This is a genomic window from Streptomyces sp. NPDC059398 (assembly GCF_042751845.1).
Classification (GTDB): domain Bacteria; phylum Actinomycetota; class Actinomycetes; order Streptomycetales; family Streptomycetaceae; genus Streptomyces.
Genome location: NZ_JBHYWP010000041.1, coordinates 1 through 19,046 on the forward strand (window position 1 = coordinate 1; position 19,046 = coordinate 19,046).

The 19,046-nt window shown below is 71.2% G+C and carries 16 protein-coding genes and 1 pseudogene; 14 read left to right on the plus strand and 3 right to left on the minus strand.

What is annotated here, in order from left to right; all coding sequences use genetic code 11:
• Window positions 1-226: 226 nt before the first annotated feature.
• The 6 genes and pseudogenes from ACFXBC_RS16835 to ACFXBC_RS16860 all read left to right on the plus strand — a co-directional run bounded on the left by ACFXBC_RS16835 (window position 227) and on the right by ACFXBC_RS16860 (window position 6,980).
• Complete coding sequence (locus ACFXBC_RS16835) at window positions 227-1,240, plus strand: YihY/virulence factor BrkB family protein (RefSeq protein ID WP_385024219.1); 1,014 nt, start codon at window positions 227-229, stop codon at window positions 1,238-1,240.
• A 123-nt stretch (window positions 1,241-1,363) separates the two neighbouring features.
• Complete coding sequence (locus tag ACFXBC_RS16840; RefSeq protein ID WP_385024221.1) at window positions 1,364-2,101, plus strand: HAD family hydrolase; 738 nt, start codon at window positions 1,364-1,366, stop codon at window positions 2,099-2,101.
• The gene (locus tag ACFXBC_RS16845; protein WP_385024223.1) at window positions 2,098-4,443 is read left to right on the plus strand and encodes a glycoside hydrolase family 65 protein; all 2,346 of its coding nucleotides are present in this window, start codon (window positions 2,098-2,100) and stop codon (window positions 4,441-4,443) included. Before ACFXBC_RS16840 ends, ACFXBC_RS16845 begins: the two co-directional genes overlap by 4 nt.
• A gap of 81 nt (window positions 4,444-4,524) precedes the next feature.
• Complete coding sequence (locus tag ACFXBC_RS16850) at window positions 4,525-5,196, plus strand: HEAT repeat domain-containing protein (RefSeq protein WP_385024225.1); 672 nt, start codon at window positions 4,525-4,527, stop codon at window positions 5,194-5,196.
• 6 nt (window positions 5,197-5,202) lie between these two features.
• Window positions 5,203-6,208 (plus strand): annotated as a pseudogene (locus ACFXBC_RS16855) (HEAT repeat domain-containing protein).
• Window positions 6,209-6,338: 130 nt separating this feature from the next.
• Window positions 6,339-6,980 carry a TetR/AcrR family transcriptional regulator gene (locus ACFXBC_RS16860; protein ID WP_385024227.1) on the plus strand — a complete coding sequence of 214 codons (642 nt, stop codon included), beginning with the start codon at window positions 6,339-6,341 and terminating at the stop codon, window positions 6,978-6,980.
• 72 nt (window positions 6,981-7,052) lie between these two features.
• On the opposite strand, the gene ACFXBC_RS16865 is transcribed toward ACFXBC_RS16860, so the two are convergent.
• A complete protein-coding gene (locus tag ACFXBC_RS16865) occupies window positions 7,053-8,333 on the minus strand; it encodes a glycoside hydrolase family 18 protein (protein WP_385024229.1) in 1,281 nt (426 codons plus the stop codon).
• Between the two features lie 300 nt (window positions 8,334-8,633).
• On the opposite strand from ACFXBC_RS16865, the gene ACFXBC_RS16870 reads away from it, so the two are divergent.
• Together ACFXBC_RS16870 and ACFXBC_RS16875 are read left to right on the plus strand one after the other, a co-directional pair.
• Entirely contained in the window at window positions 8,634-9,806 is a 1,173-nt protein-coding gene (locus ACFXBC_RS16870; protein ID WP_385024231.1) for an acyl-CoA dehydrogenase family protein, read from the plus strand.
• A 763-nt stretch (window positions 9,807-10,569) separates the two neighbouring features.
• Window positions 10,570-11,181: a transglycosylase SLT domain-containing protein gene (locus ACFXBC_RS16875; RefSeq protein ID WP_385024233.1), complete on the plus strand. Its 612-nt coding sequence runs from the start codon at window positions 10,570-10,572 to the stop codon at window positions 11,179-11,181.
• On the opposite strand, the gene ACFXBC_RS16880 is transcribed toward ACFXBC_RS16875, so the two are convergent.
• A complete protein-coding gene (locus ACFXBC_RS16880; RefSeq protein WP_385024235.1) occupies window positions 11,175-11,657 on the minus strand; it encodes a DUF6314 family protein in 483 nt (160 codons plus the stop codon). The two genes, ACFXBC_RS16875 and ACFXBC_RS16880, sit on opposite strands and share 7 nt — an antisense overlap.
• A 225-nt stretch (window positions 11,658-11,882) precedes the next feature.
• Between ACFXBC_RS16880 and ACFXBC_RS16885 the strand changes: the two genes are divergently transcribed.
• Complete coding sequence (locus tag ACFXBC_RS16885; protein ID WP_385024237.1) at window positions 11,883-13,007, plus strand: hypothetical protein; 1,125 nt, start codon at window positions 11,883-11,885, stop codon at window positions 13,005-13,007.
• 34 nt (window positions 13,008-13,041) lie between these two features.
• Complete coding sequence (locus ACFXBC_RS16890) at window positions 13,042-14,178, plus strand: phosphotransferase family protein (RefSeq protein WP_385024239.1); 1,137 nt, start codon at window positions 13,042-13,044, stop codon at window positions 14,176-14,178.
• Here ACFXBC_RS16890 and ACFXBC_RS16895 read toward each other — a convergent pair.
• Entirely contained in the window at window positions 14,134-14,535 is a 402-nt protein-coding gene (locus ACFXBC_RS16895) for a hypothetical protein (RefSeq protein ID WP_385024241.1), read from the minus strand. The genes ACFXBC_RS16890 and ACFXBC_RS16895 overlap by 45 nt on opposite strands.
• 204 nt (window positions 14,536-14,739) lie before the next feature.
• Between ACFXBC_RS16895 and ACFXBC_RS16900 the strand changes: the two genes are divergently transcribed.
• The 4 genes from ACFXBC_RS16900 (at window position 14,740) to fxsA (ending at window position 18,842) form a co-directional block, all read left to right on the plus strand.
• The gene (locus ACFXBC_RS16900) at window positions 14,740-15,180 is read left to right on the plus strand and encodes an Lrp/AsnC family transcriptional regulator (RefSeq protein ID WP_164266613.1); all 441 of its coding nucleotides are present in this window, start codon (window positions 14,740-14,742) and stop codon (window positions 15,178-15,180) included.
• A gap of 67 nt (window positions 15,181-15,247) precedes the next feature.
• The gene (locus tag ACFXBC_RS16905) at window positions 15,248-16,888 is read left to right on the plus strand and encodes an amidohydrolase (RefSeq protein WP_385024243.1); all 1,641 of its coding nucleotides are present in this window, start codon (window positions 15,248-15,250) and stop codon (window positions 16,886-16,888) included.
• Between the two features lie 561 nt (window positions 16,889-17,449).
• Window positions 17,450-18,217: a polyprenol monophosphomannose synthase gene (locus ACFXBC_RS16910; RefSeq protein ID WP_385024245.1), complete on the plus strand. Its 768-nt coding sequence runs from the start codon at window positions 17,450-17,452 to the stop codon at window positions 18,215-18,217.
• A gap of 46 nt (window positions 18,218-18,263) precedes the next feature.
• On the plus strand, window positions 18,264-18,842 hold the full coding sequence (gene fxsA / locus ACFXBC_RS16915; protein WP_385024247.1) for an FxsA family membrane protein: 579 nt from the start codon (window positions 18,264-18,266) through the stop codon (window positions 18,840-18,842).
• The last annotated feature ends 204 nt before the right edge of the window (window positions 18,843-19,046 follow it).

The following is a 19,046-nucleotide window of genomic DNA, read 5'->3' on the forward strand; positions in this document are numbered from 1 at the left end:
GGGTGAACCCGTCCGGAGCCGCTCAGACGTCGGACGGGTTCACCCATCCGGGTCCCGCCCGTCGCAGGAGCGGCCGGTATCCGTTTCGATGGAACGCCGGTCCCCGCACTGTGCGGCGGCGTTCGGCCGGAGGCAGGAGCCGCGAAGCCGGAGGCAGGGACCGGGAGCCGGAGGCAGCGGACCGGGAAGCCGGTGACCGGGATCCGAGAGCCGAGAACGGAGAGCCATGCCAGACGCGCAGCCCCAGGGCGAGGGCGGTATCCACCGCTATGACGAGAAGACCTCCGGACGGCGCCCGGAGGGTCCGCCGCACCCGAGGAAGCCGGGTCTGGCGGAGACCGTCAAACGCACGCTGGCGGAGTTCAAGGAGGACAACCTCTCCGACTCCGCGGCGGCGCTGACCTACTACTCGGTCCTCTCCGTCTTCCCCGCCCTGATCGCGCTGGTCTCCCTCGTCGGCCTCGTCATGGATCCCAGGACCATCATCGACAAGGCCACGCACCTCATCAGCTCGATCGGCCCCGCCTCCGCGGTGAACACCTTCAAGGGCCCCATCGAGGGCCTCGCCTCGAACCGAGGCACCGGCATCGTCCTGCTGATCGTGGGCCTGGCCTCGGCGCTGTGGACGGCGTCCGGGTACGTGGGGGCCTTCATGCGGGCCTCCAACCGTATCTACGAGGTGGAGGAGGGCCGGGGCTTCCTCAAGCTGCGTCCGCTGCAACTGCTCGTCACCCTGATCCTGGTGCTCCTCCAGGCGCTCGTGCTGGTCGCCCTGGTCGTGACCGGCCCGCTCGCGAGGAAGGTGGGGTCGGCGATCGGGGCAGGCGACGCCGCGGTGACCGCGTGGAACTACGCCAAATGGCCCGTGCTGCTCATCGTCGTCGTGCTGATCTTCGGCATCCTCTACTACGCCTCACCCAACGCCCGCCTGAGAGGGCTCAAGGCGGTGCTCCCGGGTGCGGTGCTCGCCCTGGTCCTCTGGCTGGTCGCCTCAGTCGGGTTCGCCTTCTACGTGGCCAACTTCGGTTCCTACAACAAGACGTACGGGACCCTCGGCGGCATCATCGTCTTCCTGGTGTGGCTGTGGATCACGAACCTCGCCATTCTGCTGGGTGCCGAGTTCAACGCGGAGCGGGAGCGCAGCCGTCAGCTGGCCGAGGGCGTGCCGGGGGCGGAACGTGAACTCCAGGTGGACGAGCGTGACAAGCCCAGGCGCGACAAACGCTCCAGGACCGCATGACGTAACGGCATGTACCGGTACATACCGGCATGTACCGGCACCGCGGAGACCGGAGTGCGTGCGTGCGGGCGGAATCGGTCCCGGCAGGTATGCGGGTGGCATCGCACGGGGAAGGCGCCCTCCATGACACATGGACTGCCGGATGACATCAGTACCTGCCTGTTCGATCTCGACGGTGTCATCACCAAGACCGCCGTCGTGCACGCAGCCGCCTGGAAGGAGATGTTCGACGCCTTCCTCCAGGAGCGTGACGGCCCCGGCTTCCGTCCGTTCGACTCGGCGTCCGACTACGACGAGTACGTCGACGGGCGGCCCCGTGACGACGGTGTCCGTACCTTCCTGGCGTCCCGCTCCATCTCGCTCCCCGACGGAAGCAAGGACGACGGGCCGGAGCAGAACACGGTGCACGGCCTCGGCCTCCGCAAGAACGACCTGGTGCTGGAGAAGATCCGCACCCAGGGAGTCGACGCCTACCCGGGGTCCCTGAAGTACATCGAAGCCGTCAGAGCCGCGGGCCTGCGCACGGCTGTCGTCTCGTCCAGCACCAACTGCCGTGCGATCCTGCGGGCGGTCGGCGCCGAGTCACTCTTCGACGTACGCATCGACGGGGTGGTGGCCGCCGAGCGGAACATCCCCGGCAAGCCCGCCCCCGACACCTTCCTGGAGGCCGCGCGCGAACTGGGCGTCGGAGCCTCCGCGGCGGCGGTCTTCGAGGACGCCCTGGCCGGTATGGAGGCCGGGAGAGCCGGCCGCTTCGGGTATGTCGTGGGGGTCGACCGCGTCGGCCAGGCCGACGCGCTGCGGGCCCACGGCGCCGACCGGGTCGTCCAGGATCTCGCCGAGTTGGAGAACCGTACGTGATCACTCATTCCGCCTATGTGGTCGAGCCCTGGCAGCTGCGTGAGAGCGCGCTCGGTCTCGACGTACTCCCGCAGAGCGAGTCGGTGTTCTCGCTGTCGAACGGCCATATCGGCTGGCGGGGAAATCTTGACGAGGGGGAGCCGTACGGCCTGCCCGGCTCCTATCTGAACGGGGTGCACGAACTCCACCCGCTGCCCTACGCGGAGGCGGGGTACGGATACCCCGAGTCCGGCCAGACGGTCATCAACGTCACCAACGGGAAGATCATCAGGCTCCTCGTCAACGACGAGCCGTTCGATCTGCGGTACGGCAAACTCCACTCCCACGAGCGCGTACTCGACCTGCGCAGCGGTCTCCTGCGCAGGACCTGTGAGTGGACCTCACCCGCGGGCGGGACGGTCAGGGTGCGCTCGACCCGGCTCGTCTCCTTCACGCAGCGTGCCATCGCCGCGGTCCTCTACGAGGTGGAGCCGGTCGGCGAGGAAGTGCGCGTCGTCGTGCAGTCGGAGCTCGTGGCCAACGAACAACTGCCGCGCAACAGCGGGGACCCGCGCGGCGCCGCGGGCCCGGAGACCGTCCTGACCCCGGAGGAGGACTTCGCCGACGGGATGCGTCTGCGGCTGGTGCACTGCACCTCGCGCAGCGGGCTGCGGGTCGCGGCGGCGGCCGACCATGTCGTGCACGGCCCCGAGTCCGTCCGTACGAGCACGGAGAGCAGCGAGGACGTCAGCCGGCTGACCGTCACTTCGGTACTCGCCCCGGGGGAGCGCCTGCGGATGGAGAAGATGGTCTCCTACGGCTGGTCGGGGGTCCGCTCGCTGCCCGCTCTGCACGACCAGGTCGACGCGGCGCTCGCCGCGGCGCGCAGTACCGGCTGGGAGGGGCTGGCCCGGGACCAGCGGGCCTACCTCGACGAGTTCTGGGCCGGCGCGGACGTGGAGGTGGAGGGCGACGGCGAGATCCAGCAAGCGGTCAGGTTCGCCCTCTTCCATGTTCTGCAGGCCGGGGCACGAGCGGAGAAACGGGCCATCCCGGCCAAGGGACTGACCGGCTCCGGCTACGACGGCCACTCCTTCTGGGACACCGAGTCCTACGTACTGCCGCTGCTGACCTACACATCGCCGCGGGCGGTGCAGGAGGCGCTGCGCTGGCGCCACGAGACCCTGCCGGCCGCCCGGGACCGCGCGCGCCAGCTGGGCCTTGAGGGGGCCGCGTTCCCGTGGCGGACCATCGACGGCGCCGAGTGCTCGGCCTACTGGCCCGCGGGTACGGCGGCGTTCCATGTGAACGCCGACATCGCCGACGCCGTCGTACGGTACGTGTCCGCGACCGGCGACACGGAGTTCGAGCGTGAGGTGGGGGTGGACATCCTGGTGGAGACGGCCCGGCTGTGGAGCTCCCTCGGGCACCACGACCACCACGGGCGCTTCCATATCGACGGGGTCACCGGGCCGGACGAGTACAGCGCCGTCATGGACGACAACGTCTATACGAATCTGATGGCCCAGGCGAATCTGCACGCCGCCGCCGACATGGTCGAGCGCCATCCGGAGGAGGCCGGGCGGCTCGGAGCCGACGACGAGGAGAGCGCCGCCTGGCGGGACGCCGCCGAAGCCATGTCGGTGCCGTACAACGAGGAGCTGGGGGTGCATGAGCAGCACGCCGGATTCACCGGCCACCAGACCTGGGACTTCGCCGGAACGCCTCCCGACCATTATCCGCTGATGCTCCATCACCCCTACTTCGACCTGTACCGCAGGCAGGTCGTGAAACAGGCCGACCTCGTACTCGCCATGTACGTACGGGGTGACCGCTTCGACGCGGAGCAGAAGGCCCGCAACTTCGACTACTACGAACCCCTGACCGTCCGGGACTCGTCCCTGTCGGCCAGCCCCCAGGCGGTCATGGCCGCCGAGGTCGGCCATCTGCGGCTCGCCTACGACTACTTGGTCGAGGCGGCGCTGATGGACCTCGAAGACCGCGAGAACAACACCCGCGACGGGCTGCACATCGCCTCGCTTGCGGGCACCTGGACGGCTCTGGTCGCGGGATTCGGCGGTATGCGCCACCGGGGCGGGACGCTGGAGTTCGCCCCGAGACTGCCGGAGAAGTTCAGCCGTCTCGCCTTCAAGGTCAAGATCACGAACCGGTGCCTGCGGGTCGAGATCACGGGCTCCCAGGCCACGTACACCCTGTTGGAGGGTGGGTCGCTGGAGCTGCGCCACCACGGCGAACCGCTCACCGTCTCCCACGGGACACCGGAGGTCCGGAGCATCCCCCGTCTCGCCCTGCGGCCCGCGCCCCGGCAGCCCCACGGCAGGGAGCCCCACCACACCCCCTGACCCCGGGAAGGCCAGGGGGCGCGCCTCCGCTTGACCTTGACACGGTGGCAAGGTCTTCACTCCGTCCAGGAGGTGGTACCGATGACCATGCCAGGACAGGACCCGGGGACGGCGCGCGCCCTTCAGGCGTTGGAGGACAGCCGCTCGTCCGTACGGCTGCGCGCGGCGATGGCGGCCGGCTCGGCGCCCGACCCGGCGTTCATCGACAAGCTCGTCGAACGCTGCGGGAGCGAGCCGGACTTCTCCGTACGCGAGATGCTGACCTGGGCGCTCACCCGCCACCCGCCGTCCGCGACCGTCCCCGGCCTGGTGGGGCAGCTCCGTTCGGAGCGGCCGCAGGCGCGGAGCCAGGCTCTGCACACGCTCTCCAAGATCGGGGACCGGCGGGCCTGGCCGGCGATCACCCCGGCGCTTCTCGGCGACGCCGACGACGAGGTGGCGCGGAGCGCCTGGCGGGCAGCCGTGGTGCTGGTGCCCGAAGGTGCGGAGCCCGGGCTGGCCGCCGTACTGTCGGCCCAGCTCGGTCGCGGCGGACGGGAGACGCAGCTCAGCCTCAGCCGGGCGCTGATCGCGCTCGGTGAGATGGTGGTGCCGGAGCTGCGCGCCGCGATGGAGGATCCCGACCCTGGCGTACGCGCGCACGCGTCCGCCACGGAACGGCTGTTGCGCGACCCGGAGGCCGCGTTCGAGTCGGCGGTCGAGGAGGCGAAGCGTGTCGTGGCCCTCGGCCCCACGGTCGGCCAGGAGGGGTGACAGGCAGTGCTGATCGGTGAGGTGGCACGACGCTCGGGGGTCAGCGCCCGCATGCTCCGGCACTACGAGTCGCTGGGTCTGGCGCGGCCTTCGGGGCGGACCGCCGCCGGTTACCGGGAGTACTCGGGCGAGGACATCCGGCGGATCTTCCATATCGAGAGCCTGCGGTCGCTGGGGCTGTCGCTCCGTGAAGTCGGCTCCGCGCTCGACGACCCCGGCTTCGCGCCGTCGAAGCTCGTGGACGATCTCATCAGCCGGACGCGGGAACGCATCGCGGACGAGGAGGCGCTGCTCACCCAGCTCCGCCGGATCGGCGCCGCGGAACCGGCGGGCTGGGAGGACGTACTCCAGAGCGTCGCACTGCTCCAGGCGCTGGGGTCGGCAAGCGCGGGGGACGCGCCAGCGCGCCGCACTCTCCTCGGCCGGTGAGGTCCCGGTGCCGGTGGAGGCCCTGGTCGAGGCGGTACTGAGCGAGACCGACCCCCATGTGGCCGGAGCCCTCCGGTGGGCGCTGGCGCAGTCGGGCGACGACGGACGGGCGCTGCTGGCGGACGGTCTGCGTTCACCGGTGGCCGCGGTGCGCGTACGTGCCGTGCGGGCCGTCGCCGGGATGGGGCACGGCGGGGCGACCGCACTGCTGCGGGAGGCCCTCGACGATCCCGACCCGGAGGTCCGCAGATGCGCGGCCCCGGCGCTCGCCGGACGGGGGGTGGCCGACGCGGTCCCGACGCTCATCGCCATGGTCGTCGAAGGGACGAACGACGTCGGTGCGGCCGACGCGCTGAGCACACTGGCGGCCGTCCCCGCCGTGGCGGACCGGATCGCCGCCGGGCTCGTCGGCCGCCTCGCCCACGAGACCGTCGAACCCTCCGCACGGAGACGGCTGGCCCAGGCGCTCGCGGACATCCCCGGGCCCACGGCGTCACACGCCCTCGCGCGGCTGGCCCAGGACGAGGACCGTGCTGTCGCGCTGACGGCGGCGTACGTCCTGCGGATGCGCGAAGCCGGCTGAGGGCTGTCCCGGGGCCCCGTCCCAGGTCAACGCCGATGCGGGGGAGCGCACTTGGCCCCGGAGGTCTGCCATACTTCGGGCTTCCGAGGCTGTGGCAGCCTCCTGAGGCAGTGGCGGAACAGGGCCGGACGTGAACCAGAACGGACCGTACATACAACAGCGCACCCCGACCGAGCGCTCCCAGCTCCGTCGCAGCGACCTCATCGCCACGGGGCGGCGGCTGTTCGCCGATACGTCGTACGACGCCCTGTCGATGGATGACATCGCCCGGCACGCGGGGGTCGCGAAGGGGCTCATCTACTACTACTTCAAGAGCAAACGCGGCTACTACCTCGCCGTCGTCGAGGAGTCGGTGGCCGATCTCGTCGCCCGCGCGGCCGGCGAGACCGAGCTGCCCCGGGCCGATCGCGTGCACCGCACCGTCGAGGGCTATCTGCTCTACGCGCAGCACAACAGGGCGGCCTTCCGCACCATCGTCACCGGTGGCGTCGGCTTCGACACCGAGGTGCAGGCGCTGCGCGGGGCAGTCCGTGAGGAACTCATCGCCACCATCGCGGAGGGCGCCTACGGGCGCCGCGACATCCCCACCCTGGCCCGGCTCGCACTGCTCGGCTGGCTGAGCGCCGTGGAGGGCATCACGCTCGACTGGCTCGGCCACCAGGAGATCGACCGCGCGCAGATCCGGGAGCTGCTGGTCCGGATGTTGCGCAACACCCTCGACACCATCGGTGAGTTCGTCGTCGAGTGCCCGTCGCCGCCGCCTCCCGAGTAAGGCTGGAAACGGGCTCAGGGGGTGGAAGGCCGCCCGGCCTTCCACCCCCTGATGCGGGAGGCGTGGTGCCGGCTAGCTCACGGCGTGGATCAGCTCGCCGTTGGAGGTGTCCCCGCTGAGCTCCCAGAGGAAGGTGCCGCCGAGGCCCTGCTTGTCCTTGTAGGCCATCTTCCCCGCGATCGTGGCCGGGGTGTCGTAACTCCACCAGTTGGAACCGCACTTGGCGTACGCGGTACCGGCGATCGTGCTGGTGGCCGGGCAGCTGGTCTTGAGGACCTTGTAGTCCTCGATCCCCTGCTCGTAGGTGCCGGGCGCCGGGCCCGTCGCCGTACCGCCGGGAGCGTCCTGCGTGACGCCGGTCCAGCCGCGGCCGTAGAAGCCGATGCCGAGCAGCAGCTTGTCCGCGGGCACGCCCAGGCCCTTGAGCTTGGTGATCGTGGCGTCGGTGTTGAAGCCGGCCTTCGGGATACCGGTGTACGAGGTGAGCGGGGAGTGCGGGGCGGTCGGCCCCTTCGCGTCCCAGGCGCCGAAGTAGTCGTACGTCATCGGGTTGTACCAGTCGACGTACTGGGCCGCGCCCGCGTAGTCGGCGGAGTCCATCTTGCCGCCGTCCGAGGCGTCAGCGGTGATCGCGGCGGTGACCAGCGACGACGAGCCGAACTTGGCGCGCAGTGCGGCCAGCACGTTCTTGAAGGCCTCCGCACCGCTGGTGTCGCAGGAGAGACCGCAGTTGTTGGGGTACTCCCAGTCGATGTCGATGCCGTCGAACACATCGGCCCACCGCGAGTCCTTGACCAGGTCGTAGCAGGACTGCGCGAAGGCCGCCGGGTCCTTCGCTGCCTCGCCGAAGCCGCCGGACCAGGTCCAGCCGCCGAAGGACCAGAGGATCTTGAGGTTGGGGTGCAGCTTCTTCAGCTCGCGCAGCTGGTTGAAGTTGCCCGCCACCGGCTGGTCCCAGGTGTCCGCGGTGCCGTCCACGCTGGAGGATGCGTCGTAGGTCTTCTGGTAGTCGGCGTAGGCGTCGCCGATGGCGCACTTGCCGCCGGTGACGTTCCCGAACGCGTAGTTGATGTGGGTGAGTTTGTCGGCGGACCCCGAGGTCTGGATGTTCTTGACCTGGTAGTTCCGCTGGTAGACGTCCCAGTCCGCGTAGTATCCGACGACCTTGCTGCCCGCGGCGGCAGCGGTGCCCGCCCGGGTGCTTGCGGCTGACTTGGCGGCTGCCGCCGGGGCGTGCCGCTCGCCGGCGGACGCCGTACCGGCGCCCGCGAGCAGAGTGACCCCGAGCGCCGCCGTACAGACGCCTGCGAGCAGAGCCCGGACCCGGGCCCGTGGGTGGAATCGTCCGAACATGCTGTCTCCTCGTGGGGGAGGGGGACGGAAGAGGGAGGCCGTCCGGTGCCGAATTTGGCATGAACGCGGAAAGCCAGTAGGGGGAAGGTAGATGGACTAGACCAGTGAGGTCAATGGTTCGGACCAATTCCGCCCCGTGACGGAAGTCCGCCGATCGGGCATACTCAAGCCGCCACAGCCTCTGGTCAGCCTCTTCCGCGATCCGGGAGGGCAGCATCGGCTGAAGGCGAGACCCGGCGGCGTTGCCACACCCTGGCCACGCGTACGCCGCAGCGCCCGACAGGGAGGAGAGCCGTCGCCATGCCCGACCGCGCCCCGCAGTTGGTGGACCGCCAGTTGCCCACCGAGGAGTCCCGGGACCTGCTCGCGCTGGTGCGCGACATCGTCCAGCGGGAGATCGTGCCCGGTGCGGCCGCCGAGGAGGAAGCAGGCCGCTTTCCCCGCGAGGTCTTCACCCTGCTCTCGGATGCCGGACTGCTCGGCCTCCCCTACGACTCCGCGTACGGCGGCGGAGACCAGCCGTACGAGGTCTACCTCCAGGTGCTCGAAGAGCTGGCGGCGGCGCGGCTCACCGTCGGCCTCGGCGTCAGTGTCCACTCGCTCGCCTGCCACGCGCTGGCCGGATTCGGCAGCAAGGAGCAGCGGGCCGAGCACCTGCCCGCGATGCTCGGCGGCGGACTGCTCGGGGCGTACTGCCTCTCCGAGCCCACCTCGGGCTCCGACGCGGCGTCGCTCCGTACGAAGGCCGTACGGGAGGGTGACGACTGGGTGATCACCGGTACCAAGTCCTGGATCACGCACGGCGGTATCGCGGACTTCTGCACCGTGCTCGCGCGCACCGGCGGCGAAGGGGCGCGCGGGATCTCGGCGTTCCTGGTGCCGGGTGACGCCGAAGGGCTCACGGCGGCCGTCCCCGAGAAGAAGATGGGGATGAAGGGCTCGCCCACCTCCCAGCTCCACTTCGACGGAGTACGGGTGTCCGGCGCGCGGTTGATCGGCGACGAGGGCCAGGGCTTTGCCATCGCGCTCTCCGCCCTCGACTCGGGCCGGCTGGGAATCGCCGCCTGCGCCATCGGAGTTGCCCAGGCCGCGCTGGACGAGGCGGTGCTGTACGCCGGCGAGCGGCAGCAGTTCGGCCACCCCATCGCGGACTTCCAGGGGCTGCGCTTCATGCTCGCCGACATGGCCACCCAGATCGAGGCGGGCCGCTCCCTCTATCTCACGGCCGCGCGGCTGCGGGACGCCGGGCTCCCCTTCTCGCGGCAGGCCGCCATGGCCAAGCTGTTCTGCACGGACGCGGCGATGCGGGCCACCACCGACGCGGTGCAGGTGCTCGGCGGCTACGGGTACACGGCGGACTTCCCCGTCGAGCGGTTCATGCGGGAGGCCAAGGTGCTGCAGATCGTCGAGGGCACCAATCAGATCCAGCGGATGGTCATCGCACGCCACCTCGCGGGTCCGGAGTCGCGCTGAACTGCCCCGGCTGAACGGTCGTCGCGGTCAGGTGCGCCCACTCCTGGTCGCGGCGGCCCGGCAGGGTGCGCCCAGCCCCTCCCCACTGGCGGATCAGCGCCTGGTAGATCGGTGCGTCCACGTACTGCGGAAGCGATTCTTCGGGGGCGGACGCGGTGAGCCGCCGGAGTCTGTTCCCTGTCCCGGTCCCGTAGCGCAGAGGAGTCATGCACGGACAACGCCGGGCGGCGGCGCGCGGTCACCGCTGCCCGGCGTCGGGCGTCTGTTCGCGCGGTCAAGCGGGGCCGGGCCCGGTACGCGGACCGGCTGATGTGACCGTCCCCGGCGACAGCGGCGAGCACGCGCGCCGGGCACCAGGTACGCCGTCCGGGGGCGGAACTGCTGTGTACGGGGTGTTACGGAGAGTGGGAATTCGGGGCTCTGGGGCCGGTGTCGTGTGAGCCCGCGCATAGGGCCCGCGTCACATAGGACGCCGCCTAGTAGACCCGCGGCGGGCCTCCCCCTCCTGTACGGGCTCCCATCCCACCCGTGTCCGTTTTGTCACTACATAAGGTCGTAGGTCACATCATTGCCAGCGGCAGGGGGCCTCCCGCACGGTGTTGGACGTACCGGGGAGCCGAGCGCCGGACCGGGCACACCACACCGCCCGCCATCCCGGCACCGGCCCCACGACACGGACCACGGCCCCAGCGCCCCACCCGTGCCGCCGACCCCCAGTCGGCCCTCCCCAAGCGAACGTCCCACCACCTGGAGAGGTACCCCCATGACTGCCACCCGCACCCTGAACTTCCGCAAGTCCTCTGTCGCCGGCATCGCCGGCGCCGGCGCCGCAGCCCTCGCGCTGACCCTGGTCCCGCACTCCGCGCACGCCGCCGAGCCCACCCCCGCGGCCGTAGCGGCCTCCGCCGTCACCGCCCAGGTCGCCAAGCAGGCCCACCACGCCGAGAAGGCCGCCCACACCAAGAAGACCGCGCACGCCACCACGGCGGTGAAGCACGGCTCCAAGGCCAAGCACGTCGACACCGTCGCCGCGATCGTCAAGGACAAGAAGTACAGCAACAACCTCGACGGCTGGATCAAGGAATCCCTCGCCATCATGAAGGCCAAGCACATACCCGGCAGCTACGACGGCCTGCACCGCAACATCATGCGCGAGTCCAGCGGCAACCCCCACGCCCAGAACAACTGGGACGTCAACGCCCAGAACGGCATCCCCTCCAAGGGACTCCTCCAGGTCATCCAGCCCACCTTCGACACCTACCACGTCAAGGGCACCAAGGACAGCCTCACCGACCCGGTCGCCAACATCGTCGCCGCAGCCAACTACGCCGCCGACAAGTACGGCTCGATGGACAACGTCAACTCCGCCTACTGACGGTGGTGCAGCGTCACCAGCCGCAGGTCCTTGGCCGGGCCGAGCACCGTCCACGTCACGCGCCAGCTGTCCTCGCTGAGTACGCTGAACTCGCCCCGGTAGACGTCCTCGGCGCATGGATGGTCGGCGACGCAGTGTCCCGCGCGCAGGTCCAGAGGGTGGAACGGGCGGCCGTCCGCGAACCGCACGAAGGCCGCCCCGTCATCGGCCGGCTCGAAGAGATGCTCACGGGAGGCGGGCCGGGTCACCCCGCCCCAGGTGAACTCGCCGTGCTCGACGTGCCGTAGTCCGGCGCCGTGCTCGCCCCAGGTGAAGTCGGCCGTACCCCGGAATGTGCCGGTCCGGTCCTGGGACAGGTCGTACACGGTCCGCTCGACCCGCCAGCGTCCGGCGAGATAGCCGAGGGTGTCCGCCACCCGGTGAACTCCGCCGGGCGGGGAGGCGCCCTCGTCCGCCGCCGTATCCTGTCGCGCCATCGTCCCCTGCCTGCCCTGCCTGCCCCCGCTGGTGTTCCTCCCGATGCTAGGTCCCGGACATGGCCGGCCGGGGACCCGGGTCCCCGGCCGGGCCGCGCACACCCGTGATCGTTCTCGAAGCCGAGGCGGTCCGGGGTCCGAGGCCGTGGTGATCCCGTCCGGCCCGGGTCTGGCCGTCCACGACGTTCTGACGTACCGTCACATTCCCCTCAGCAGGAGGATGCCGTGGCCGACGACCGACCCATCGCGCTCGACGAATACCCCGTCCACCAGGTGCCGTTGTCCATGAAGCACGTCGCGACGGGCGACCGCAACGCCTATGACCGCTGCATCTTCCATGTCTTCGACCACCGGGGCAGGGCGCTGCTCGTCGCGGGGCTCGGCGTCTATCCCAACGCCGGGGTGATCGACGCGTACGCGACGCTGCGCACCGGTGACCGGCTGCACGCCGTGCGCGCGTCCGACGCCCTCACCGACGACCGGATGAACCTCTCCGTCGGCCCGCTGCGCATCACCGTCGACATCCCGCTGCAACGGCTGACCCTGCACTGCGCGGCCGACCCCGCCGACCCGGAATCGCTCTCGTACGACATCGAGTGGACCGCGGACTTCCCGGCCGTCTGGGAACCGCACCATGTGCAGCGGCGCGGCGAGCGGCTGATGCTCGAAGGCCGCCGCTTCGTACAGGCGGGCCACTGCTCCGGTGTCATACGCGCGGGCGGCGACGAGATACCGGTCGTGCCCGGGGAGTGGACCGGCACCCGCGACCGGAGCTGGGGCGTGCGGCCCATCCCGGGCGAGGAGGGCGGACGTGCCGAGGCCGAGTACCGGCCCGAAGGGTTTCACTGGCTCTGGATCCCGGTCCGCTTCGACGACCGCTTCGTGCTGGTGATCGCGCAGGAGGACGCCGACGGCTACCGGACGCTCAACGAGGCGCTCCTGGTCCGTGAAGGGGGCCACGACACCCAGCTCGGCTGGCCGCGTACGGAGATCAACTACCGCCACGGCACCCGCCACCCCGAACGGGCCGTCGTCCACCTCACGGGCCCGGACGGCCGGCCGATGAAGCTGACCGCGGAGACGCTCTGCTCGTCCCCGCTGGCGCTCGGCGCGGGCTACCCGCCGGCCGCCGACTGGCAGCACGGCACCTGGCAGGGAAGGGGCTGGACCGACCGGCGCAGCTACGACATGAGCGACCCCGCGGCGCATCCGGCCACCGTCTACGGCGTCACCGACCACGCCGCCCGCTTCACCCTCGACGGACAGGTCGGGCACGGCATTTTCGAGCACGGCAGCTTCGGCCGTCACGACCCCAGCGGATTCACCGGGTACGCGTCGGTCGCCCCCTGACCCGGCCGCCCCTTCCTGAGCGAGGAGCACCGCCATGACCACGGCACCACGCCCCCGCACCACCACCCGGGACCCGCAGGAGCTGGCCCGCAGTCTGGCCGCCTGGCTGGACACCCGCCTGCCGGGCGCCCGCATCGGCGATCTGCGCACCCCGGCGTCCAACGGCATGTCGAGCGAGACCCTCCTCTTCGACATCACCGCCCCCGCGGCCCCGGTCACCTCCTGCGCCCTGCGGCTGGCCGCCGACCCCGCCGCCTACACCGTCTTCCCCTCCTACGACATGGAGCGGCAGTACCGGGTGATGAGCCTGGTCGCCGAGCACACCGCCGTACCGGTTCCGCGCGTCCTGTGGCTGGAGACGGATCCGGGGCCGCTCGGCGCGCCGTTCTTCGTGATGGAACAGGCCCACGGCAGGGTCCCGCCCGACGTCATGCCCTATACGTACGAAGGGAATTGGCTGTACGCGGCGACGGAGGCGGAGCGCGCCGCGCTGGAGGAGTCCACCCTGCGGGTGCTCGCGGAGCTGCACCGTCAGTTCCCTTCCGGCCGGGCCGAGTTCCTGCTTCCACCGGGGGAGGGCGGCCCGCTGCGCCGCCATGTGGACGAGCAACGGGCCTACTACGCCTGGGTGGTGGACGGGCTCCCGCCGTCACCGCTGATCGAGCGCGCCTTCGAGCGGCTGGAGGCGCTCTGGCCCGGGGACGAGGGACCCGCCGTGCTCTGCTGGGGAGATGCCCGGATCGGCAACATCGTCTACGACGGCTTCGAGCCCGCCGCCGTGCTCGACTGGGAGATGGCGGCCTGCGGCCCCTGCGAACTGGACCTCGGCTGGACCGTCTATCTGCACCGCTTCTTCCAGGACCTCACCGAGGGATCCGGGCTGCCCGGGCTCCCGGGACTGCTGCGCCGGGAGAACGCGGAGCGGCGCTACGCCGAACTCACCGGCCACACCCCGCGCGACATGGACTTCCACCTGCTCTACGCGGCCTTGCGGCACGCCATCGTGATGCTGCGGATCGCTTACCGGCAGGTGTACTTCGGCGAGGTCCGGGTCCCCGCGGACCCGGATGCCATGATCCTGCACCGGGCCTCCCTGGAGGCCCTGGTACGGGGGGAGTACGACTGGTCAGGCGGCTTCGCGCACCGGACGGACGGCCTTGACGGGGCGTGAGCCGGGCCCGCCGACGTGCGAGAAGGGCTGCTTGCGCCAGTCGAGCCCCTGAGGAAGCGTCAGCAGCAGTGCGGTGTCCTGCTCCTGGGCCCGGAGCGTCGCGTCGGCCGGCCTGGCGTCGGACGCCGCACGGCCGGTACCCGCGCACGCGGTGAGCCCGAACGGGTCCCAGGGGCTGGCGCAGAGCGCGTGCTCCGGCAGCACGACCTCGCCCGCGAGGAGGGCGATCGGCTGTGCGCAGTCCGGGCAGATCACCCGGTACATCTCAAAGGTGGCGTAGGCCGCGAGCCCCGGATCGTTCTCGATGGCCGCGAGCTCTGCGGGCTCGATGGCATCGGCGCTCTTCAGTTTGTGCATGGAGTTTCTCCCCCTCGGGTGGGCCGACCAGAAACGTGTGGTCTCGACCACAGCAAGCACTTCCCGCCCGGCGTCCGCGGTAATCGCGCGTTCCCCGCCGACACCGCGTCAGCCCTGTGGCCTTCGTCACATGCAGCCGTCAGGGGACCCTTACCGGCCCTCTCCGGCTGTGCCGGAGGGGGCCGGGGCCATAGGTTGATCCGTATGGAGGAGCTGGATCGCCGCATCGTGGAGTTGCTCGTCAAGGACGGGCGGATGAGCTACACCGACCTGGGCAAGGCCACCGGCCTGTCCACATCGGCGGTGCATCAGCGTGTACGCCGTCTCGAACAGCGCGGAGTCATCCGCGGCTACGCCGCCGTGGTCGACCCGGAGGCCGTCGGGCTGCCGCTCACCGCGTTCATCTCGGTGAAGCCCTTCGATCCGAGCGCACCGGACGACATCGCCGAGCGGCTCGCCGGCGTCCCCGAGATCGAGGCGTGCCACAGCGTGGCGGGCGACGAGAACTACATCCTCAAGGTGCGTGTCCCGACCCCGCTGGCCCTGGAGAACCTGCTGACGCGGATCCGCTCCCTGGCAGGCGTCTCCACCCGTACCACCGTCGTGCTCTCCACCCCGTACGAGGCGCGCCCCCCGGAGATCTGAGCGGGCTCCGCCCCCGTGCACGGGCCCCCTGCGCGACCGGTGCCCCGCAGGCGGGAGACTGTTCTCCATGACCGAGAGCACCGCCCCCCAGGCCGACCACCGCACCGTACTGCTGCGCGGTGGGGACATCCACAGCCCCGCCGACCCCTTCGCCACCGCGATGGTCGTGGAACGCGGGCACGTCGCCTGGGTGGGCTCCGAAGGGGCGGCCGACGCCTTCGCCAAGGGGGTCGACGAGACCGTCGACCTCGAAGGGGCCCTGGTGACCCCGGCGTTCACCGACGCGCATGTCCACACGACGTCCACGGGGCTCGCCCTCACCGGCCTCGACCTGTCGGCGGCCCGCACCGCACAGGAGGCGCTGCGTCTCGTACGGGAGCACGCGGCGGTCCGTCCGGACGACGGGGTGCTGCTGGGCCACGGCTGGGACTCGTCCGGCTGGCCGGACGGGCAGCAGCTGTCCCGTACCGCTCTCGACGAGGCGGCCGGCGGCCGGCCGGTCTATCTGCCGCGGGTCGATGTCCACTCGGCCGTGGTCTCCACGGCCCTGCTCAACCTGGTCCCGCGGATCACCTCGCTGCCCGGCTACCGGGCGGACGCCCCCCTCACCGGCGCGGCGCACCACGCCGTACGGGCCGCTGCCCACGCACAGATCACTCCGGAGCAGCGCACCGAGGCCCAGCGCGCGGCCCGCGCCCATGCCGCGTCGCTCGGTATCGGCACGCTCCACGAGTGCGGCGGGCCCGACATCTCCGACGAGGACGACTTCACCGGCCTGCTCGCCCTCGCCGGACAGGAGAAGGGGCCGCGCGTCTTCGGCTACTGGGCCGAGCGCGTCGCCGACGCCAAGGACGCCCGGCGCATCACGGAGCTGGGGGCGATCGGTGCGGCGGGCGACCTCTTCGTCGACGGTTCGCTCGGCTCGCACACCGCCTGCCTGCACGAGCCGTACGCGGACGAGGCGCACACCGGCACCGCGCACCTGGACGCCGCCGACATCGCCGCCCATGTCACCGCCTGCACCGAGGCCGGGCTCCAGGCGGGGTTCCACGCCATCGGGGACGCCGCACTCACCGCGGTCGTCGACGGGGTGCGGGCCGCCGCCGAGAAGCTCGGCCCGGCCCGGGTGCGCGCCGCCCGCCACCGGATCGAGCACGCCGAGATGCTCACCCCTGAGACCGTCGCCGCCTTCGCGGAGCTGGGGCTCACCGCATCGGTGCAGCCGGCCTTCGACGCGGCGTGGGGCGGCGACGACGGGATGTACGCCCAGCGGCTCGGTGCCGAGCGGGCCCGCACCCTCAACCCGTACGCGGCCCTGCTGCGGGCCGGTGTGCCGCTCGCCTTCGGCTCCGACAGCCCGGTCACCCCGCTCGATCCCTGGGGGAGTGTGCGGGCCGCGGCCTTCCACCGGACCCCCGCACACCGGATTTCCGTACGCGCCGCGTTCGCCGCCCACACCCGGGGCGGCTGGCGGTCCATCGGCCGGGACGACACCGGCGCCCTCGTGCCCGGCGCCCCCGCCGACTACGCGGTCTGGCGCACCGCCGATCTGGTGGTGCAGGCCCCCGACGACCGGGTGGCCCGCTGGTCGACCGACCCGCGCTCCGGCACTCCGGGGCTCCCCGACCTCACGCCGGGCGCCGAACTCCCGGTCTGCCTGCGGACGGTGGTCTCCGGACAGACTGTCTTCGTGAGGCCGAACGAGTGACATCGCAGCATTTCGTGCGGCCGATCGATGCCGGAAATTCTTCCCCGCCACCTGCGGCTCATCCGTACTGACCTGCCCATTCACCAGAACACCGCAGGTCGGACAAGTATTGACAGAAAGCGGCCACCGGCGGGTAGGTTCGGCCGAGTCCACCACAGGACGTCCGACCGGCAAACCTCCACGCAGTCGTCGAACGCCGCTGGGTCATGGGGCGGTACGCCGGAAGGCGCGCCACCACCGGGAGCCAGGTTCAGCGCCCGCGCCTCGGGGGCGAGGGAGGTTTCAGCCGGAAGGGGGTCCGCCCTGCTCCTCAGGAGTTCGCGGGCAGGTGCGACCCGGGTGGGGCCCGGACGTTCAGTAGACAACGGCTCTCGGTCGACCCGCAGCCAGCGGGCCCCAGGTCGGCCCGAAGGACGCCGGGCCCCGATCCGAAGTTCCCCGCCCTCCCGGGCAGTTCGCCGACGGCGCCCCGGGATCCCTGCCCCGCCGACGCGGCTGCGTTCCGCCCCTCCACGCTGGATAAGGTGATGGCCAGGCGTAGGGACACAGTGAGGGGCAGTAGTGAACGACGGCGGTGAGCGGCGGTTCGGTCCGCTCGGCAAGGCCTTGGTCATCATTCCGACCTACAACGAGGCCGAGAACATCAAGCCGATCGTTGCCCGGGTGCGCGCCGCGGTCCAGGATGCGGACATCCTGGTCGCCGACGACAACAGCCCGGACGGCACCGGGAAGATCGTCGACGAACTGGCAGCGGACGACCCGCAGGTCCAGGTCCTGCACCGGAAGGGCAAGGAGGGACTCGGCGCCGCCTACCTCGCGGGCTTCCGCTGGGGTATCGAGCACGGGTACGGCGTCCTGGTGGAGATGGACGCGGACGGCTCGCACCAGCCGGAGGAACTTCCCCGGCTGCTCACCGCGTTGAAGAGCGCCGACCTGGTGCTCGGCTCGCGGTGGATGCCCGGCGGACGGGTCGTCAACTGGCCCAAGTCCCGGGAACTGCTCTCGCGGGGCGGCAGCACGTACTCGCGGCTGCTCCTCGACGTACCGATCCGCGATGTCACCGGTGGTTTCCGGGCGTTCCGCAAGGAGACCCTGGAAGAGCTGGGCCTGGACGAGGTGTCGTCCCAGGGGTACTGCTTCCAGGTGGATCTCGCCAGGCGGGCCGTCGAGGCGGGCTGTCATGTCGTCGAAGTGCCGATCACCTTCGTCGAGCGCGAGATCGGCGACTCCAAGATGAGCAAGGACATCGTGGTCGAGGCGCTCTGGCGGGTGACGGCCTGGGGGGTCGGCTCGCGCGTCGGCCGGCTGCTGGGGCGTGAGCCGTCCTGATCTCCCCAGCACGTCATCCGTGCGCGCCTGCAGGCACACTGGGAACATGACGACCGGCACACAGCCCCCGACCGCTCCCAGGCGCTCCCGGGCGCGCACCTTCGTACCGCTGGGCATCGCCGTCTGGGTGGTCCTGGAGATCTGGCTGCTGATCCTGGTGGCCGACGTGGCCGGCGGGCTCACCGTTCTCCTCCTGCTCGTCGGCGGTCTCGTGCTCGGTGCCGCCGTCGTCAAGCGGGCCGGGCGCCGGGCCTTCCGCAATCTGACGGAGACGGTCCAGCGACAGCAGTCGGGGGCGGCGGATCCGGCAGGGGAGCGCGAGAGCGGTGGGAACGGTTTCCTGATGCTCTCCGGACTGCTGATCATGCTGCCGGGGCTGATCACCGACGTGGTGGGGCTGGTCCTGCTGGTGCCGCCGCTGCGGTCGGCGCTGAGCCGGTACACCGAGCGGACGCTGGAGCGCCGGATGAGCAGGGCCGCACCGGGCACGGTCGGCGACGCCTTCCAGCAGGCGCGGATGCACCGCCCGGACGGCAAGGTCGTCCAGGGCGAGGTCATCAAGGACGACGAGCGGCCGGACCCCCGCGGGGACGACGGGGGCCCGCGCCCGCCGCTGACGCCCTGAGCTGACGTCCCGAGCTGACGCCCTGACCGGCGCAGAGCGGAGCCGGACCGCAGACGGGGCGGATCAGCCGGAAGCCAGGCAGGCAAGAGCTGAGGGCTCCCACAGAAAAGAGCTGCGGGCTCCGGCAGGCAAGAGCGCCGAGGCCCCGCAGAAAAGAGCGGTGGGGGGGCGCGGGCCACGAGAGAGGGGCGGGGCCCGCCCAGC

What these genes read in the sequence shown, in the direction of transcription:
- ACFXBC_RS16835 (WP_385024219.1), top strand. Translation starts at nt 227, where the DNA reads ATGCCAGACGCGCAGCCCCAGGGCGAGGGCGGTATCCACCGCTATGAC.
- ACFXBC_RS16840 (WP_385024221.1), top strand. Translation starts at nt 1,364, where the DNA reads ATGACACATGGACTGCCGGATGACATCAGTACCTGCCTGTTCGATCTC.
- ACFXBC_RS16850 (WP_385024225.1), top strand. Translation starts at nt 4,525, where the DNA reads ATGACCATGCCAGGACAGGACCCGGGGACGGCGCGCGCCCTTCAGGCG.
- ACFXBC_RS16865 (WP_385024229.1), bottom strand. Translation starts at nt 8,333, where the DNA reads ATGTTCGGACGATTCCACCCACGGGCCCGGGTCCGGGCTCTGCTCGCA.
- ACFXBC_RS16870 (WP_385024231.1), top strand. Translation starts at nt 8,634, where the DNA reads ATGCCCGACCGCGCCCCGCAGTTGGTGGACCGCCAGTTGCCCACCGAG.
- ACFXBC_RS16875 (WP_385024233.1), top strand. Translation starts at nt 10,570, where the DNA reads ATGACTGCCACCCGCACCCTGAACTTCCGCAAGTCCTCTGTCGCCGGC.
- ACFXBC_RS16880 (WP_385024235.1), bottom strand. Translation starts at nt 11,657, where the DNA reads ATGGCGCGACAGGATACGGCGGCGGACGAGGGCGCCTCCCCGCCCGGC.
- ACFXBC_RS16890 (WP_385024239.1), top strand. Translation starts at nt 13,042, where the DNA reads ATGACCACGGCACCACGCCCCCGCACCACCACCCGGGACCCGCAGGAG.
- ACFXBC_RS16895 (WP_385024241.1), bottom strand. Translation starts at nt 14,535, where the DNA reads ATGCACAAACTGAAGAGCGCCGATGCCATCGAGCCCGCAGAGCTCGCG.
- ACFXBC_RS16900 (WP_164266613.1), top strand. Translation starts at nt 14,740, where the DNA reads ATGGAGGAGCTGGATCGCCGCATCGTGGAGTTGCTCGTCAAGGACGGG.
- ACFXBC_RS16905 (WP_385024243.1), top strand. Translation starts at nt 15,248, where the DNA reads ATGACCGAGAGCACCGCCCCCCAGGCCGACCACCGCACCGTACTGCTG.
- fxsA (WP_385024247.1), top strand. Translation starts at nt 18,264, where the DNA reads ATGACGACCGGCACACAGCCCCCGACCGCTCCCAGGCGCTCCCGGGCG.